19 protein-coding genes are annotated in these 17907 nt (G+C 43.8%); 8 read left to right on the top strand and 11 right to left on the bottom strand.

Features of this window, described 5'->3' with window-relative positions; genetic code table 11:
- Positions 1 to 2 precede the first annotated feature (2 nt).
- The 3 genes from OQY15_RS01315 (at position 3) to OQY15_RS01305 (ending at position 5382) form a co-directional block, all read left to right on the top strand.
- Positions 3 to 1937, top strand: coding sequence for a RagB/SusD family nutrient uptake outer membrane protein (locus OQY15_RS01315; protein ID WP_265786787.1), 1935 nt, complete (start codon positions 3 to 5; stop codon positions 1935 to 1937).
- A 10-nt stretch (positions 1938 to 1947) separates the two neighbouring features.
- Positions 1948 to 2655 carry a DUF3823 domain-containing protein gene (locus OQY15_RS01310; protein ID WP_265786785.1) on the top strand — a complete coding sequence of 236 codons (708 nt, stop codon included), beginning with the start codon at positions 1948 to 1950 and terminating at the stop codon, positions 2653 to 2655.
- A 150-nt stretch (positions 2656 to 2805) separates the two neighbouring features.
- Positions 2806 to 5382, top strand: a complete 2577-nt coding sequence (locus tag OQY15_RS01305) for a DUF4965 domain-containing protein (RefSeq protein WP_265786783.1) — start codon at positions 2806 to 2808, stop codon at positions 5380 to 5382.
- A gap of 186 nt (positions 5383 to 5568) precedes the next feature.
- On the opposite strand, the gene OQY15_RS01300 is transcribed toward OQY15_RS01305, so the two are convergent.
- The 4 genes from OQY15_RS01300 to OQY15_RS01285 all read right to left on the bottom strand — a co-directional run bounded on the left by OQY15_RS01300 (position 5569) and on the right by OQY15_RS01285 (position 9106).
- The gene (locus OQY15_RS01300) at positions 5569 to 5802 is read right to left on the bottom strand and encodes a thioredoxin family protein (RefSeq protein ID WP_265786781.1); all 234 of its coding nucleotides are present in this window, start codon (positions 5800 to 5802) and stop codon (positions 5569 to 5571) included.
- Positions 5803 to 5924: 122 nt separating this feature from the next.
- Positions 5925 to 7457, bottom strand: coding sequence for a serine hydrolase (locus OQY15_RS01295; protein WP_265786779.1), 1533 nt, complete (start codon positions 7455 to 7457; stop codon positions 5925 to 5927).
- Between the two features lie 91 nt (positions 7458 to 7548).
- The gene (locus OQY15_RS01290) at positions 7549 to 8295 is read right to left on the bottom strand and encodes an alpha/beta hydrolase (protein ID WP_265786777.1); all 747 of its coding nucleotides are present in this window, start codon (positions 8293 to 8295) and stop codon (positions 7549 to 7551) included.
- 1 nt (position 8296) lies between these two features.
- On the bottom strand, positions 8297 to 9106 hold the full coding sequence (locus OQY15_RS01285; protein WP_265786775.1) for an SDR family oxidoreductase: 810 nt from the start codon (positions 9104 to 9106) through the stop codon (positions 8297 to 8299).
- A 195-nt stretch (positions 9107 to 9301) separates the two neighbouring features.
- On the opposite strand from OQY15_RS01285, the gene OQY15_RS01280 reads away from it, so the two are divergent.
- From OQY15_RS01280 to OQY15_RS01270, 3 genes are all read left to right on the top strand, one after another.
- Positions 9302 to 10798, top strand: coding sequence for a family 43 glycosylhydrolase (locus OQY15_RS01280; protein ID WP_265786773.1), 1497 nt, complete (start codon positions 9302 to 9304; stop codon positions 10796 to 10798).
- A 104-nt stretch (positions 10799 to 10902) separates the two neighbouring features.
- The gene (locus OQY15_RS01275; protein ID WP_265786768.1) at positions 10903 to 11862 is read left to right on the top strand and encodes a zinc-binding dehydrogenase; all 960 of its coding nucleotides are present in this window, start codon (positions 10903 to 10905) and stop codon (positions 11860 to 11862) included.
- A 66-nt stretch (positions 11863 to 11928) separates the two neighbouring features.
- A complete protein-coding gene (locus tag OQY15_RS01270; protein WP_265786766.1) occupies positions 11929 to 12942 on the top strand; it encodes an NADP-dependent oxidoreductase in 1014 nt (337 codons plus the stop codon).
- 33 nt (positions 12943 to 12975) lie between these two features.
- On the opposite strand, the gene OQY15_RS01265 is transcribed toward OQY15_RS01270, so the two are convergent.
- The 7 genes from OQY15_RS01265 to OQY15_RS01235 all read right to left on the bottom strand — a co-directional run bounded on the left by OQY15_RS01265 (position 12976) and on the right by OQY15_RS01235 (position 16380).
- Positions 12976 to 13419, bottom strand: a complete 444-nt coding sequence (locus OQY15_RS01265; protein ID WP_265786764.1) for a DUF1810 domain-containing protein — start codon at positions 13417 to 13419, stop codon at positions 12976 to 12978.
- Between the two features lie 65 nt (positions 13420 to 13484).
- The gene (locus tag OQY15_RS22385; protein WP_265786762.1) at positions 13485 to 13634 is read right to left on the bottom strand and encodes a DUF2256 domain-containing protein; all 150 of its coding nucleotides are present in this window, start codon (positions 13632 to 13634) and stop codon (positions 13485 to 13487) included.
- Between the two features lie 159 nt (positions 13635 to 13793).
- The gene (locus OQY15_RS01255) at positions 13794 to 14429 is read right to left on the bottom strand and encodes a hypothetical protein (protein ID WP_265786759.1); all 636 of its coding nucleotides are present in this window, start codon (positions 14427 to 14429) and stop codon (positions 13794 to 13796) included.
- Positions 14410 to 14571 (bottom strand): hypothetical protein, encoded by a 162-nt coding sequence (locus OQY15_RS01250; protein WP_265786757.1) that lies wholly within the window; start codon positions 14569 to 14571, stop codon positions 14410 to 14412. The genes OQY15_RS01255 and OQY15_RS01250 overlap by 20 nt, the downstream gene beginning before the upstream one ends.
- A 120-nt stretch (positions 14572 to 14691) precedes the next feature.
- Entirely contained in the window at positions 14692 to 15060 is a 369-nt protein-coding gene (locus OQY15_RS01245) for a nuclear transport factor 2 family protein (protein ID WP_265786756.1), read from the bottom strand.
- Positions 15061 to 15250: 190 nt separating this feature from the next.
- Entirely contained in the window at positions 15251 to 16000 is a 750-nt protein-coding gene (locus OQY15_RS01240; protein ID WP_265786754.1) for a DJ-1/PfpI family protein, read from the bottom strand.
- 98 nt (positions 16001 to 16098) lie between these two features.
- Positions 16099 to 16380 carry a hypothetical protein gene (locus tag OQY15_RS01235; RefSeq protein ID WP_265786752.1) on the bottom strand — a complete coding sequence of 94 codons (282 nt, stop codon included), beginning with the start codon at positions 16378 to 16380 and terminating at the stop codon, positions 16099 to 16101.
- A 386-nt stretch (positions 16381 to 16766) separates the two neighbouring features.
- Between OQY15_RS01235 and OQY15_RS01230 the strand changes: the two genes are divergently transcribed.
- The gene (locus OQY15_RS01230; protein ID WP_265786750.1) at positions 16767 to 17210 is read left to right on the top strand and encodes a carboxymuconolactone decarboxylase family protein; all 444 of its coding nucleotides are present in this window, start codon (positions 16767 to 16769) and stop codon (positions 17208 to 17210) included.
- Between the two features lie 17 nt (positions 17211 to 17227).
- Positions 17228 to 17845 carry an NAD(P)H-dependent oxidoreductase gene (locus OQY15_RS01225; RefSeq protein WP_265786748.1) on the top strand — a complete coding sequence of 206 codons (618 nt, stop codon included), beginning with the start codon at positions 17228 to 17230 and terminating at the stop codon, positions 17843 to 17845.
- The last annotated feature ends 62 nt before the right edge of the window (positions 17846 to 17907 follow it).

Below are 17907 nucleotides of genomic sequence, written 5' to 3'. Positions count from 1 at the left end.
ACATGAATAAGATATATATACTTTCGCTTGTAGCTGTCCTGCTGATGACGGGCGCCTGCAAAAAAGACAGCGACTTTTTAGATGTTCCGCCAAAGCAGGTGATACCGGAAGAAACAGCATTCTCAGACCCTGCACTGGTACTGTCGGTCCTGGGGGATCTGTATAACCGCCAGCGCGACTTCTCTACCCTTGACGGACAGCCTGAAGAGTTGCCTTACATTGTGGGTGACCAGCCCGGATGGCGCAGCTTTGCGGATTTCAGTGAGGCTTTTCCTTCAGAAAATGGGAGTAACTTCCTGGTGCAACGTACGGGATGGGATTTTTTGGAATGGGGAATATGGAACTACGCATATATCCGCGACCTGAACCTGTTTATCCAGCGTGCTACTGCAGCAACAAAACTGCAGGAAGCGGATAAAACGAGGTTTATTGCGGAAGCGCGTTTCCTGCGTGCGAACTTCTACTTCGAGATGGTGAAAAGGATGGGTGGGGTGCCGCTGATCACGGAACCGCTGACGTACGATTACAGTGGGGTGGTGACGAACCTGCAGACGCCGCGTGCTAAAGAATCTGAAGTTTATGATTTTGTGATCAGTGAAGCTGAAGCGATCAAAACAAAACTGCCAACGGATGCGAGCCAGAAATCGCGCGCCACAAAAGCTGCTGCGCTGGCTATGGAATCGCGTGCAGCGCTATATGCAGGGTCGATTGCTAAATATGGTGCCACTACGCCGCAGGTGTCAACCCCGGGAAATGAAGTGGGTATCCCATCGGCCATGGCTACGGCTTACTATACAAAATCGCTCACTGCCGCTGAAGAAATTATCAATGGTAGTGCCGGGGCTTATCAATTGTATAAAGTGTTGCCCGACTTATCGGATAATTTCGCGGCTATATTTTTAGATAAGAGTAGTGTAAACCAGGAATCGATATGGATTGAAGATTTTAAAGTGAACAGTGGTAAGGTACATGGCTTTACGGTAAACAATCAGCCGTTCTCCAGCTCAGATGAAGGACTTGATGCAGGTCGCTTGAATCCATCGCTGAACATTGTAGAGGCTTTTGAGAAACTGGACAATACATATGCACCTATAGCAACGAAAGATGCCAATGGCGATCCGATGTATTACACCAATCAGCTGGATGCTTTTGCGGGCAGGGATGCTCGTCTTGCAGGAACGGTATTGTTGCCAAACGCGACTTTCAAAGGTAAAAACGTGGATATCTGGGCAGGCTACCAGCTTGCTGATGGCAGTATCCTGACGAGTGATGATGCCGGCAGGCTGAAACCGCTGCCGGGAACAAACGTAAATATACAGGTGGTTGGTAAGGACGGAACGGTTAACGGGCAGGAGTTCAGATCACAAAGTGGCTTTTATATCCGCAAATATTTAGACCCGCAGGTTGGGTCGGGTCGCCGCGGACGCCAGAGTGATGTGGCTTTTATCCGTTACCGTTACTCCGAAGTACTGCTGAACGCTGCTGAAGCTGCTTTTGAGCTGGGCAGAACGAGTGTTGCTGATGGGTACATCAACCAGGTACGTGCTCGTGCCGGCTTGACTACTCCTTTATCTGGTGTGACATTCGACAGGATCGTTCATGAGAGAAGGGTAGAGCTGGTTTTCGAAGGTCATACTTTATTTGATATGAAAAGATGGCGACTGGCACACCGTGTATGGGATGGTGGTTCTATGTCGGTAAATGAGCTGGTGTCAAATATTGGTTCCTCAACAAAAAGGAATACGCAGCCTTATGCATTGTGGTCGTACAAATATTATAACCCTGCAAGTCCGAATAATGGGAAATGGATCTTTAAGGAGGTGCTGCCGTCGGCCGTAACGGGTGCGAACAGGTTCCAGTTTGGTAATTACTATTCATTGATTACTAATGATATCTTATCAGCGAATCCTAAAATTGTTAAACAACCAAACCAATAAGTATCAGATTATGCAATTCAAATATCAACATATCATATTGCTGCTGGCGGTAGTTCTGGGGACTGCCTCCTGCAAAAAAGACAATTACGAAGCTCCATCATCGACGCTGAAGGGGAGGATCATGTACAATGGAGAGGAGATCGGCCTGGAATATAACCAGGTTCCGATTGAGTTGTACCAGCCGGGTTTTGGGAAGGTGGGGGCAATTACGGCTCCGCTGGCACAGGACGGGACATATTCTTCGCTGCTGTTTGATGGCGATTATAAAATGATCATCCCTGCGAGTCAGGGTCCCTTCCAGTGGCGGGAGACTACACCAGGTGTGAGGGATACGCTTGCGGTGAAAATGAGTGGCAACCAGACGCTGGACCTGCAGGCGACGCCTTATTTTTTGATCAGGGCCGCGACCTACCGGGTGAATAGTGGTGCGATTACGGCGACGTTCCGTGCCGATCAGATTATCACGGGTACTTCAGCGAAAACAATAGAAAGAATCAACTTGTATATCAATAAGACGCAATTTGTATCGGGTGCTGATAACATCTCAAATGCAGAGATTGCGGGCACTGCGATTCTAAATCCTGCGGCGATTACGCTTACGGCTACGGTTCCAACGATTTCTCCGGCACAGAATTATGTTTTTGTACGGGTAGGGTTGAAGATCAGTGGTGTCGAGGATATGATATTCTCGCCTTTGCAAAAGATAACGACTAACTAATCATTTGATAACGCTCTCATCATTTGATAACAATTAATTATATATAGATGAACCCGACATGATAGCAATCAATCTTAACATCTCTTTTCAAGATTGATTGCAATCATCAAAGGCTCCATCTAACAGCTGAAAACAATTAAATAACTATAGATGAAACGACTATTCCTATCACTTAGCCTGGCTGCTCTTTTACTCGATGTCACAGCCCAGGAGCGTAAAGCACCCGCTTATCCTTTACTCACCCATGATCCGTATTTTAGCGTATGGTCTTTCAGCGACAAAGTAAACAGCGCCCCAACGAAACACTGGACGGGCTCTAACCAGTCATTGTCTGGCCTCCTCAAAGTTGACGGCAAGGTATACCGCTTTCTCGGCGGTCAGGAGGAAAACTTCCTCACGGTACTTCCAGCCTCTGATGAAAAGGCCTATACCGTGAAATACAGCGAAGCTACGCCGGCTTCGGGCTGGGAAAAAGAAGGTTTTGCTGACGCCGCCTGGAAAACTGGCACCGCACCATTTGGCGATGGACAGGCAACTACACAGTGGAAAACTAAGGACCTGTGGGTTCGCAGAACTTTCAACCTGACAAAAACTGACTTCAATAACCTGAAGCTGAAGATCATGCATGATGATGACGTGGAGGTTTATCTGAATGGTAAGAGTATTTACAGCTGTGAATGTTTCAATGGTAAATTTATCAATGTGTCGGTAGACAATAAGCTGCTGAAAAAAGGTCAGAACACGCTGGCCATTCATGTGCGTAACAATACGGGCGGTCAGTGGCTGGATGCTGGTCTGATCTATGAAAAACCTGTTGTGGCGATGCAGAATGTGTTAGTTGCAAAACAGAAAGATGTGAAGATCAGTGCTACACAGACGACTTACAGTTTTGACTGTGGCAATGTAGATCTGGATCTGAACTTCTTGTCGCCATTGTTAATGGATGATCTGGATTTACTTGCTCGTCCGGTTTCTTACGTGACTTTCAAGCTGAAAGCGAAAGATGGCAAAAGCCATAAGGCTGAAGTTTTCTTTGGTGCATCAACAGACCTGGCGGTAAATACTTCTGCACAGGAAGTAGCAGCAAAAGCTTCCAAAAGTAACGGATTGTCGATCCTGCAGGCCGGTACTACGGCACAGCCGATGCTGAAGAAATCTGGTGATGATGTGAAGATCGACTGGGGTTATGTGTATGTGGCTGCGCCGGATAATCTGGGAGCGCGTCAATATATCACTGGTGCTGAAAACGCACAGCAGGGTTTTGTAACTGGTATTGCAGGTGCCCTGGCTGCAGGTCGCGCAGGCCTGAGTTCAGCAAAAGCCAAAGCGGCAACATCAGCTGCTGCAAAAAATACAGGTGCACGCACGACTAAGGACTTGCAGGATGCTGTTTTTACTGCGGCTGCCGCTGGAAAAGCATCACAAACTGGAAAAAAACTGGTGCTATCTACAATTATCCCTGTGACCTTAAACGGAGATGCAGTTGCTGAAAAAACCTTGTTGATTGGATATGATGATTTATATTCGATTCAATATTTTGGACAAAATCTGCGTCCTTGGTGGAACAATAAAGGCGATCAGACTATTGAAGGCCAACTGAAACTTGCTGACGATCAATTTACTTCAGTACTCGCAAAAGCTACTGCATTTGACGAATCTTATCACGCAGCAAACCTCAAAGCTGGCGGTGAGCATTACGCAGAACTTTCAGATTTATCTTATCGTCAGGCTATTGCCGCACACAAACTGCTGAAATCACCTGATGGGGAAATCCTGTTTATGTCGAAAGAAAACTTTAGTAATGGTTCAATCAATACGGTTGACATCACTTATCCTTCGGCTCCGATGTTCCTGGTTTATAATCCGGACCTGCTGAAGGGGATGATGAACGGTATCTTCTATTACAGTGAAAGTGGTAAATGGAAAAAACCTTTTGCTGCACACGATCTTGGTACGTATCCTCTGGCGAACGGACAAACGTATGGCGAAGATATGCCGGTAGAGGAAGCTGGAAACATGGTGATCCTTGCGGCAGCAATCGCGAAAGCGGAGGGGAATGCCGACTACGCAAAGAAACACTGGGCAACTCTCACTACCTGGGCGGAGTACCTGAGCAAAGAGGGTCTGGATCCTGCCAATCAGCTATGTACTGATGATTTTGCGGGTCACCTTGCGAGGAATGCGAATTTATCTGTAAAGGCGATCGTTGCGCTTGGCGGTTATGGTATGCTGGCGGAAAAGCTGGGGCATCAGGATATCGCGACGAAGTATAAAGCGATGTCTAAAGAGATGGCGCAAAAATGGATGGGCCTGGCAGATGCTGGTGATCATTATGCGCTGACTTTTGATAACAAAAATACCTGGAGCCAGAAGTATAACCTGGTATGGGATAAGGTGCTTCAGCTGGGTATTTTCCCTAAAGAAGTATATAAAAAGGAGATCGATTTTTATCTGAAAAAACAGAATAAATATGGATTGCCATTGGATAGCCGTAAAACGTATACGAAATCAGACTGGATTATGTGGACAGCAACGCTGGCGGATAACGAAGCTGATTTCCAAAAGTTTATCGATCCTATCTACAAGTATGCTTTAGAAACTCCTACGCGTGTTCCGCTGAGCGACTGGCATGAGACTACCGATGGAAAGCAGGTAGGTTTCCAGGCGAGAAGTGTTGTGGCAGGTTACGCGATTAAGTTGCTGGATACCAAACTGAATTCTAAATAAGGCCTGGCCCTGCATAATACCTATACAATTTACTACCTATCATTACCTTTCTGATTACGTTTGTGCCTTGTGCACAAACGTTTTTTTGGTTTTAGGCGTAGGTTAGATAAAAGATACAGCCTCCTAAATCTTGCTTCCTTTGCTCAACAAAAAGGCCCTGCTTATTACGAGCAGGGCCTTTTTGATTTAGCCTTTAACATCGGCCAGTGAAGCACCGAAGTTGATGTGAAGTACATTTCCATTAGGTGTGACCAGTGCGGGTACAGATTGGATTCCCGCATTTTCTGCTTCTGCAATGCGGCTTCTGTCTTCACCAATATTTACGACTTCTACATTGGTTTCACCGATCAGGCTGATGATGTCTTGTTCTGCGCTTACACATACCGGACAACCGGCGTGATAGAAAATTGATTTTGCCATGTTTGTAAATTTTAATTGTTATACAAACATAGTGAGTGGCCTGACAGCTATCCTGATCCAGTTTCAAGGTTTATCAATGCAAACTGGAGGAGATGTTCAGCTTTGTGACACATCAGTTTAATTTAGATCCTGTTTCCTTTGATCAAAATCTCTTTCCCTTTTTCGAAGCTGTTCGACTGACGAATGGTAACGCCTTTATCATCAAATACACAAATGAAATTCTCTGTATGCGGACTTTCAATATACCTCAAACTAAGCTGCAGGCTATGATCATCTTTCCAGGTGTAGCTACCGGTCACTTTAGCGGGGTAAAGCATGCTGCGGTTTTCCCTAGCCCGTGCCGTCAGTGAAGGTCCGGGTTTGTTTGTGGAACCTGCAAGCCAAACGCCTGCACCGAAGTTAAGATCATAGTTTGCTGTATCACTTTTCATAATGACCTGATAAGTTCCGTTATCATTTGATTTGAATGTTATTGCATTGAGCTTCATATCATTTGCCTGCAATTGATATGTTCCATTATGCTGAGGGCTTTCTGCTGTTTTGGATTTTTCCAGGGGGGCCAGAGATAGTGCAGTAAGCTCTTTCTTCAGCTCTGCATAGTTAGTTGTGTCGCCAGAGGAAGCTTTTTGGCTCATCGCCGGTAGCAGGTGTTTCCATACGAGATTGATTTCTTCCTGCATGTTTCCTGATTCGGCAGTGATGGCCAATGCTGCATCCTGATCTGGCATGACAATCATATACTGACCGAAAGCACCATCCCCACGGTAAGCATTGTAACGGCATCGCCACATCTGATACCCATATCCTTGTTCCCAATCGCTGGAATCTCTCTTCGCTTTTGGCAGTTCTGGGTGCTGAATGATTTTTGCAGTGCTGGCCTTTTTAACCCAGCTTTTTGGAAGGATCTGCTTACCGTTCCATTTGCCTTTTTGCAAAAATAGCTGGGCAAACTTGGCCATATCTTCGGTTTTTAAACGTAGTCCCCAGCCGCCCGTATTGATTCCTTTCAGATCTGTTTCCCAGTCCATTCCTGTAATTCCCAGTGGCTCAAACAGTCTTGGTTTCAGATATTGCAGTACAGATTCTCCGGTAACTTTCTGAACAATTGCTGAAAGCATGTATGTTCCGATGGAATTATATAAGAACTTTGTGCCCGGTTCATGAACGATCGGTGCTGCGAGAAAGCTTTTTACCCAGTTGGTATCTGCTGCTGCATAACTTGGCTCGGGATCCTGCCCGTCGGACATCATCAGGGCATCTTCCACGGTCAGTTTTGCGAGGTTAGCACTCACCGTTGGCGGAAGCTGGTCGGGGAAGAAGCTGATTACTTTATCACTGAGCTTGAGTTTACCTTCATTCACAGCGAATCCTACAGCAGTTGCGGTGAAGGTTTTACTGCAGGAGTACAGGGAGTGCCGCAGGTCTGGAGCGTAGGGACTGGCCCAGCCTTCGGCTACAACTTTCCCATGGCGCAGCAACATGAAGCTATGGAGTTCTGTTTTGCTGGTGCGGGTAGCTCTTACGAAGTCGAGTATCCCTTTGGAACTGACGCCTTCGGCTTCCGGATTGCTTCTTGGAAGATCCTGAGCTTCGGTATTTAGTGTAAGAATAAGTGCTACAAACGCAGTTGAAATGCTACGCAATGCTGGTATCATATGATGATTTGGTTAGAGTATTTCTAATTCAATTTAGCAAAAAAAGTAATATCAAATTAGAAAATCTGACCGCATCACTATTAAGATTTTTTCAGTCAAGTACATTTAGGATCTGCTCTGCAAGCCAGGCCGGATCTTCCAAAGGAATCAGATGTCCGCTCGTTGGGTGCTTAGAAATGATCATATCTTTTGATAAGTTGGGTAAAGTATCATTTGATGTCATAGCAGTGGTAATGGCAGGATCTTTTTCTGCGAGCAGCAGATGGATGGGGATCTTTAAATCTTTAGTTTGATCAGCAATCGAATGTTTTGTCCCTTCATCAATCCACCATTTTCTGGCACCCGGATCTACTTGCTGGGGTGTCGCAACAGCAACTGACCATTTTTCAGCATCAAGCCTGATGCAGACGGCTTTCCTTACTGCTTCTTCAGCACCTGCCAGATCGGGATCTTTCTTCATTTCTTTCTGATCCTCCGCCGGTATCCGTTCTACGCTGGGCGGCGAGGGTGCAACGAGAATCAGTTGTTCAATTCGGTTTTCAGCATCATCCACCGTGCATTGCAGGGCAATCTTTCCACCCATGGAATGCCCGATAATCACACAGTTCCCGATCTGAGCTTCGCGGAACTTTTTGAAAACGTAATCTGCGTATGCTTTGAGTGAAGGATTTGGAAGTCCTGATAATCCTCCAAATCCCGGAAGGTTCAGCGCCAGGCAGTTATACTCACTCTCCAACTCCCTGATGATCCAATTCCAGCTTGATGCTGCTCCTCCAAAATAATGCAGGAAAACGAGTGTAGGTCTAGATTGGCGGGTATCTACCTGGCGCTGTTCCATATTAAAATGCGGATTCTACTGCGCCACCATCCACCCGGTAATTGCTGCCATTGACAAAACTTGCGAGGTCTGAAGACAGAAACGCAATCACATTGGCTACTTCCTCTGGTTTACCACGTCTGCCCACTGCGAGGTTCGGACGTTTATTTTTCAGGAACCACTCGATTGCTTGTTCGCGGCTTTCACCACGTTCTTCTGCGAGCTCATCCATCATGGCATCAGTCATAGGTGTAGCGATAAATGCTGGCGAGACAGTGTTAAACAGCAATCCATCTTTGGAGTAAGATCTGGACAGACATTTGGAAAGATTGATAATACCCGCTTTACAAGCATTATAAGGCGATTCTTCTTCATACGGCTGATAAGCATTTTCAGAAGAAATCAGTACGACACGTCCCCAGCCGTTTTCCTGTAATTGAGGGATGAACGCACGGCATAAGCGAACCGCACCCAAGAGATCGATATTGATAGTTTCCTGCCAGTCGTCATCTGTGAGGGTAAGGAAATCTCCTGCGGCACCCCGTGCTCCTGCACAGTTGATCACAATATGTACGGGGCCGTGCTTATCTTTTGTCTGCTGAGCAAAATCAACAACACTATCATTTGATGAAAGATCTACGACAGCTGTTGTAACTTCTGCCTCGGGTACAGTACGTCTGACTTCCTGTTCTGCTTTTTCCAGTTCTTCTTTTTTCACGTCGGCCAGCACAATTTTTGCACCTGCCTGCGCCAGTAATTTAGCGGTCTCGAGACCTATACCTGAATCGCCACCTGTGATGACGGCTACTTTTCCTTTGATATTTAAATCCATCTGTTTTTCATTTTATAGGTAAGATTAGGGTGCAGGTGATTTACCTGCGGTTTTTATGGTTTGATGTTTCTGTAACACCCATTTGATATGTTTGTTCTATGCTTTGATCATACACTTAAACCTTTTATCTCTATCTCAGTAGGGGGATTTTTTTATCTTTACCTTAAAGAGCAATGCATGTATAACCTTAACCAAATGAAAAAACCTTTTTTGAACCTCCTGATCTTTTGCCTGTTTCCATTTGCTATTTTCGCGCAGCGTAACCCCGGAGCTGTCATCGCTGGTGATTTTGCAGATCCATCGGTAATCAAAGTTGATGATACTTATTTCGCGGTAGGTACATCTTCGGAGTGGGCTCCTCATTTCCCTGTATTCAAATCCCCGGATCTTAAAAACTGGCAGCAGACGGGTTATGTATTTGATAAGGCCCCTGAATGGACATCAGGCTCTTTCTGGGCACCGGAATATTATAAAATAAAAGATACTTATTACCTCTATTATACGGCCCGCCGCAAATCTGATAACACTTCTTACATCGGCGTTGCCACTTCAAAGTATCCGGACAGGGGTTTTGTGGATCATGGTACACTCATCACCTTTGGTAAAGAGGCAATTGATGCGTTTATCTTTGACGATGGGGGTCAGTTGTATATCAGCTTTAAAGCATATGGCCTGGATAACCGCCCTATAGAATTGTTATCAAGTAAGTTATCTGCAGACGGGCTTCATCTGGAGGGCGAGCTTACTTCGATCTTAAAGGATGATCAAAAGATAGGCATGGAAGGACAGAGTATTCTGAAGAAGAATGGGTACTACTATCTTTTTTATTCAGCTGGTAACTGCTGTGGTATCGACTGCAGTTATAATGTAAGGGTAGCGCGTTCAAAAAGTATCAATGGCCCCTATGAAAAGTATAGTGGCAACCCGATTTTAACTGAAAATGATCAGTGGAAGTGTATGGGGCATGGTACTTTTGTGAAGGGAACTGATGGTCGTGAGTTTTACCTCCATCACGCCTACAACAAAAAAAGCACCATCCTGACTGGCAGGGAAGCGCTGATATCGGAACTGGTCTGGTCGGGACCAGATGGCTGGCCGGCATTTAAAGCTCAGGAAATTGTTGGTGGCAAGGCGCAGGATATTCATGATAACTTCAAAACAGCAGAGCTGGGTAAATACTGGCAATGGGATTTCCGAAACTCGACACCGCTGATTAAACAGCAAAACGGGGGGCTGAGCTTGTCCGGCACTGTGAAATCAGGAAATGAAACGGGCATTGTGCTTACTACCAGACCAGTGTCAAATCACTTTGTGGCTGAAACTACTGTCCTCAATCATAATGCAGCGCTGAAAGGCCTGGCTTTTTATGGGGATGCAAATGCGGCTCTGGGTGTAGGCGTTCAGGATGGCCAGGTTGTACTATGGCAGGTGCAGGGAAAGGGTTTTTCTCCGTTGTCCAAGGCTCCAATTTCAAAATCACAACCTGTAGAATTGCGCTTGTCGCTGGATGCCGAAGGTTCCTGTCAATTTTACTACCGACAAGGGAAAGCTGAATGGAAACAGTTGACTGCAGCTGCCGGAACCAAAGCGGATAAACTGATGCAGTGGGACAGGTCGCCGAGGGTAGGTTTACATTTCAAAGGTGCTCAATCATTGAATGCTCAGTTTGCTGGGTTTAGTATGGTCAATTAACAGATATTGAAGCATCATCTGTTGTTTCAAGGATGACACTGAGCTTGCAATCAAATTGATCAACCATTTGTTATCAATGCATATTTATCAAATCAAAGACAATTATGCACGCAGCAATTTACGATCAACCCGGAAAACCCGAAGTTTTATACTATACTGAAGTTCCTGATCCCGTTCCGGGAGAGGGTGAAATCTTAATCAAAGTGGAAGCCATCAGCATTGAAGGTGGTGATATTGGCGGTCGCCGTTCTTCGCCCCCGGCATTTGCTGGTCAGGTAGGCGGTTACGCTTCATCAGGAGAAGTTATCGAACTGGGGCCAGGTGTGACCTCATTTAAAGTTGGGGATAAAGTATCAGTATTTTCATGGAAAGGATCTCACGCTTCCTTGCGCGTAGTTCCGGCATCACAATCATGGCTGGTTCCTGAAGGTATGGATATGAAACTGGCAACAGCAGCGCTGATCGGTACTGGAACTGCAGCACAGGCATTATTTCAGGGAGATCTGAAAGCTGGCGAAACTGTACTGGTATTGGGTGCAGCAGGCGGAGTGGGTGTACCTACATTGCAGCTGGCTTCAAAAATCGGAGCAAGAGTATTAGGAACTGGTAGTAGTGCCGCAACATTGGAAGAACTTCGTAATTACGGTTTGTCTGATCCAATTGTATTAAATGATACTCCTATTGCAGAGCAAGTAAAATCATTATTGAATGGCGGAGGGGTCGATGTATTGATCGATACCGTAGGACTGGCAAATCTGCAGGAAGTACTTCCGGCTGTGAAAGATGGCGGTAGGGTAGTGATCCTTGGTGCTTTTGAATCTTCACAAGCGACTTTGAGCACGATGTATATCCTCGCGCACCGCCTGGTTATCCATGGATGTCTATTAGGACAAGCCCTGGTTGATGACGGAGTATACGAACGTATGGATACTGCTTTGGGCCAGGCTGCAACAGGGGAGTTAAAAGTACCTATTGACAAAGTGTTTCCCTTATCCGAGGCCGCTGCTGCACATGCACGGGCTGAAGAGCGGGGCAGGATTGGCCGTGTGATTATGGTTCCTTAATCTATTCAAATCTTGTCGCTCGAAATTCTCTGTTTCATTCATTTCTGATTCTCTTGTTATAATTATATGGAAGCTATTGTATTAAAAGATTTTGGTGGTACGGAGAATTTCGAGCTTCAGACTGCGCTTAAAATTAATGAGCCGGGACAGCAGCAGGTCTTGGTGAAAATTTATGCCAGTGGCTTTAATCCCATAGATTATCAAATGAGAAAAGGCGGGCCGGAACGTGCCAGGTTACACTCCAGAATTCTTGGCAGGGAGTTGTCAGGTATCGTTGAGAAGACCGGAACCGGTGTTACGAACTTTAAGATTGGCGATGAGGTTTTTGCTGCCTCCGGAAGTATGGGATCAAACGGTACTTATGCCCAATACATATTGGTGCCTGAAAGCATTCTTGCGGTCAAACCGGACCGCCTTAGTTTTCATGAAGCGGCGGCTATTCCTGTTGCCTACCTAACTGCGCTGCAGGTTTACGACAGGCTGCAGATCAATAAAACTGAAAGTATACTGATCGCCGGTGGTGCAGGTGGTGTGGGTCTGGCACTCATCAAATTACTGATTGCCGCAGGTCATGCCCGTCTGATTGCAACCGCGGGAAGCCCTGAAAGTCATGATATCCTTATTGATAGTGGGCTGCTTCCACAACAAATAGTTAATTATAAGCAGGATGATCTTATTGATAAATTACGGACTGCTAATGCTGGAGAAGATTTTGACTACTGCGTTGATCTTGTAGGAGCAGCGATCTCAGAAGTTGGTGCTGAGGCCTTAAAACTTAATGGAACTTTTGCCGATGTGACTGCTTTGAGTACTGAAAAGGCGAGGTCTTCACTTTTTAATAAGGGTGCGACTGTGATTAATATTTCGAATTATGCCTATTCATTATATCACCAATATGACTGGTATGGTAAAAACCTGAAACGGATAGCAAATATGATTGATGTTGGGGTAATCAAGGCTCCGCCTGTTCGGGTTTTCAAAGGTCTGAGTATTGAATCCGTGACGGAGGCTCACCGTATATTGGAAGAAAATGGTACGCTCGGCCACAAGTTAGTGATGAGCGTTATTGATAAATTATAGCTATTCTATTCCAGGCCAGGTATCCGCTGAGTTTTAGTCAGATGCCCGGGATCCGAGGATCCTCTGAGTTTTCTGATCGCTTTCTCCACCAAAAAATTGATCTATTACTTTCTGGAAGACTGGATCGGCATTTGGCACCGCGGCAAATAAGGTCATGCTTGAACGCAGTTTCATGTCGTCAGGATTGCCAAATATTTCAGAAGCAGTACGGTTTTCGTGCTGGAGTAAAGCCTGCGAGATCTTGATCAGTCTGGGGCCAAGCACAGGATGACCATGATATGCTGTAGCTTCTTTCAAATCTTTGATTTCGTAATGCTTCGCAGCTTCAGAAAAGCCGAGTCCCTGGATTTGCGGAAAGATATACCACATCCAGTGCGATCGCTTTTTTCCATAACTGATTTCAGCTAATGCTGTTTCGTAATCTCTTTCCTGTGCGGAAATATATCTGTTGAGGTTGTGTGGATCTGTTGAGTTCATTGAATTACCTTTTTCAGAACTAAACAACGATTGGGATACGATTTGGTTTTACAAGGTTGATCGGTTTAATCACTCTTATTTTTTGAACCGCTGCATTTTTTACTGCAATAACGAACTTCGTCCCAGTTTTTCTCCCATTTCTTGCGCCAGGTAAAAGGCCGGTTGCAAACCGGGCAAATTTTTGAAGGAAGGTTTTGTTTTTTGACGTCTTTCATTATTACGTTTTGTCATTCACAATATACTCGAAAAATCATTATAATGACGCTAAAGAGTATTGTCTGGAACGGATTACTCGCATGCTCAATATTTACGCTCTATGCTATAGGTAGTAAAATTGGAGTTTGCTAAGTGGGATTTGTTGTAAATGTCTAGTATCAGGCCGGCCATTTTTTCTCTTTCCTAGGAAGGAAGAATCCTTTTATGCAGTTAGAATTACGTATACAAATCTGTATATGACTTTTCTCGAATATCCCTGCACCAGTATATATAGGGCCGCCCTCAGTAAATACACCACGTACCGAATCGTAAACTTTGTAGTTACTATATCCGCTCGCAGCAATTTCATAATCATATTGGCTATGAATTTTAGCGTGCATATATTCTAATACTGTACAGTCTAATTCTCTCAATAACATGTCTTGGTAAGTATCTGTTTTTAGATCACGATTTTTAGGAAGACTAAAGCCCAATTTTCCATAATCTTCTTCGAGAGATTTATGATAGGATTTTACAAGGCCAATCGATTCTTGATCAGTCAGATCACAACAGTTTCCCAGGTGTAAAATAGCACCAATGACTGCAGGATAATTTAGTGATCCACGCTTTTTCTTATCATAAGCCCACTGTAATGCGCGGTCATGATTATTTTCCCAAAAATAGATACCATGACCAAGCCAATCATGACTTTCTTTACTAGATTTATAAGTGTCAGGATGATTTAGTAGCGTCTCGCAAACACTCTTATCACACCCATGAAAACCTAGGATGAAATTAGGCCTCTCTTGATACATTTTGTTTTTTTGCAAATGCAGCAAGTGCAGGGTAGTGCTTTGTGAACTCACCATTCTTCTTGAGAATCCCTGCCCTTACGAGGCGCTCCAGCGCTTCCTCTTTGGTACAAGGAGTTTTCCTTGTTTTCTCAGCTAGTTCCATCAATAGCTTTATATCTTTCTTTGTCATGAATCAATTACCTCCTAAAGCAAATTTAGAAACAATTAATTTAAATGTCAATAAAATATGTTTTGTCATAAGTAAAGTGGTATCCCTTTCAGATTAGATCATCTTAACATCCATGTGCTTCAACAGATCATTCTCTACGACATAAATATGCTTCACTATTCCGTCAAAAAGTACATTACCTTCCAGATCTTTTACCAGCTGAGCTACTTCAACTTCGATCTTGCCATTTGGTAGTTCCTTAATAGCAACCGGCTGAACGATCGGATTGATTTCAGTCCATTGTCTGCTCCAGTATTCGCGTACGGCTTCATGCCCAACTACGTATCCTCCTTCAAATGCTTTGGGCCAGTGTACATCAGGATGCATCAAAGTAAGTGCAGCATCAATGTTTCTGCTGTTAAATGCTGAATATGCGGCTTGTATTAAGATTTCGTGTTTTGAATGTGATGTAGAATCTGCCATGTGCTAATTTTAAATGTTAACCTGAGCAAGATGTAAGATTTATCGGTTATTAGCAAATCATATGAATAATTTGATGTATGCCAAAGACCTTCTCAAAATCGAAAGTCACTAATGTGCCGGCAAACAAACGAAAGCCGATTGACCAGTAAAATAAATTTAGTCAATCGACTTCGTAGTTGTACAATTACCTTTATTTGATCAGCCCATTCATTTTAGCAAACGGATCGCGATTTGGATCGTCATTCCATACATATTCAGCTCCGTTAGCTATTCTAACAGCAGTTTCTTTACCAAACATCTTTGCTATGAGCCCAAGCGCCATATCAATACCCGCAGATACTCCTGATGATGTAAAGAATTTTCCATCTTCTACCCATCTTGCTTCTGGTACCCAGGTTACCTTATCACTCTGGCTGGTTGCCCAGGTATATGCACGTTTGTTAGTAGTAGCTTTATGTCCATCCAGTAGCCCTGTTTTTGCAAGAACGGCTGAACCTGTACAGATGGTGGCAACATGAGGTGCAGATTCTGCGAGAACAGCAAAAGCTTTTAGAAAAGCCTCATTTTTTACTTCACGGCGAGTGCCACCACCACCTGGAATCATCAAGATGTCTATTTTCGGAGCATTTGAAAAGGTATAATCTAATTTCAACACTGGTCCTGCGCTACTTTTAGCCGATTCTCCTTTTTCACCTATTATGATAATAGATACTTTGTCTCTTAAGGAACCAAATACATCCAATGGCCCGAAAACATCCAACAACTGGAATCCGTCGAAAACTACCATTCCTAGGATCAGTTTTCCCTCAGCTAATATATTAGATTTCACATCTAGCGAAGTCTCCGCAAAAGATATTATTGGATATAACGATGCGGCTCCCAGCAACGTCGCGGTTTTTAAGAAAGATCTTCTATTATTTGTTATTTCTTTAGTGCTCATTGTTTTTGAATTATATAAATGTCATTTAAAATTTGTTGCATAGCAAAGTCCATCCTTCAGCATTTTGCTAAGAAGAGTGGGAATCGGAATACTAAATATTAAATGATAGCACTGGGCGGATGAAAAATCTCATTTAGATAGGAGGATACAAGAATGAAGTCATTGAGAGGGTGATCCTGCACCTGATCTGTGATATGAGGAGTATTTAAAGAGCTGGAAATCACTAGTACCGCCTCATATTGAGGTGCCTTATACATTTCCTTCGCTTCTTTCTCTTCAGCCTCTCTGATTTTTTTTACTAAAACACATCTGCCTTTACATTGCATCCAGGGGCGCGTACGATTTTCGCATAGTTTTTCAGCAATGTATTTCTTATTCATCTCAAAACCAGTACGAACCAGAATCATTGAAAAGCTGGAACACATGATTGAGAAAATAAGGAAAAAGCAGGTTAACCGTCTTAGCATGAACACTAAATATCAATTTACATCCAAAAGTAGTTGATTTTTTCCCTAATCAGATCGTCCAGTTAATTAAAATCTACAGGTACCAGTTGAATAAGGACTGTAGTGTTCAATAAGACTTCTTCATGATGTCAAATCAAGAATTATGCTGGACTACCAACTTATCTTTACCTGGTACCTCAAATGCTTTTTCATGCAGAATACTTTTGTCGGGTCAATAAAAATGACTGTGATAAGGAACTAATAATTGTAGTCGACTAACAAGATTTAATACCTATCAAACATTTTCAAATACCATCATTATGACAAAAAGATTAATCATTAAAGACCTCATTCCAGAACTCTATCAAACCATGTTACAATTATCAGAATTTGTGGCAGAGTCCGGAATAAATAAATTACATCAGGAACTTATCAAAATTCGGGCTTCTCAAATTAACGGTTGTGCATTCTGCATGAGTAAACACACGGTGGAAGCTTTAAAATATGGTGAAGATCCTAAAAGACTATACATATTAAGTGCCTGGAAAGAGGCTACAGATTATTTCAGTGCCGAGGAGCAGGTAATTTTAAAGCTGACGGAAGAAATCACACTGATCGCAGATTATGGCCTGAGCAACCGAACATATGATGAGGCGGTTAGACTATTCGGGGAGGAAATGACAGCTAAATTAATAGTTGCAATAGTCAATATCAACGCGTTGAACCGTTTCAGTGTATCTCAGCGATTACACCCATTAACTTAAATTTTAAAAAAGATAACATGAAAAAGGTATTAATCATCAATGCAAGTGCTCGTAACGAGCGGTCAGTAAGCCGGTATATGACTAATGTATTTGTTGAAATCTGGGAGCAAAGAAACCCCGGTGATACAATTATTTATCGCGAGGTTGGACAGGATAATATTCCTCATGTTACTGAGAATTGGATAAAAGGCGCTTTTACACCTGCAGAGTTGAGGACTGATGATGATCGTGAGGCGCTGAAAGTAAGCGACCAGTTGGTTGCCGAACTGAAGGAGGTGGACGTCATTGTTGTAGGAACACCGATGTATAACTGGTCTGTGCCAAGCGTGCTGAAAGCTTACATAGACCAAATTATACGGGTCAATGAAACTGTTTTGGTTAGCAAGGATGACCTAAAAAATCCATACACCGGACTGTTAAAGGACAAAAATGTATTCCTGTTAATGGTCCGTGGAAATATGGGTTATGATCCGGGGGATTTTTACGAGCACATGGATTTCCAGACTGAATATCTGAAAACTGTATTTAATATTTTGGGAATAGATGATGTTAAACATGTTTCGCTAAACGGCTCGGCCTTAGGACATGATTTCCTGATACAAGCAAAAGAAAAGGTTGAACAGCTTTTGAGTTAAGATATGACTACGATATTCAGCCAGCTTCAAGAAGAAGAGTATAAGTCTTGGATGGGTTTAAA

This window comes from Pedobacter sp. MC2016-15 (assembly GCF_026239695.1).
GTDB lineage: Bacteria > Bacteroidota > Bacteroidia > Sphingobacteriales > Sphingobacteriaceae > Pedobacter.
This window is presented reverse-complemented; position numbering and strand designations above follow the sequence as displayed.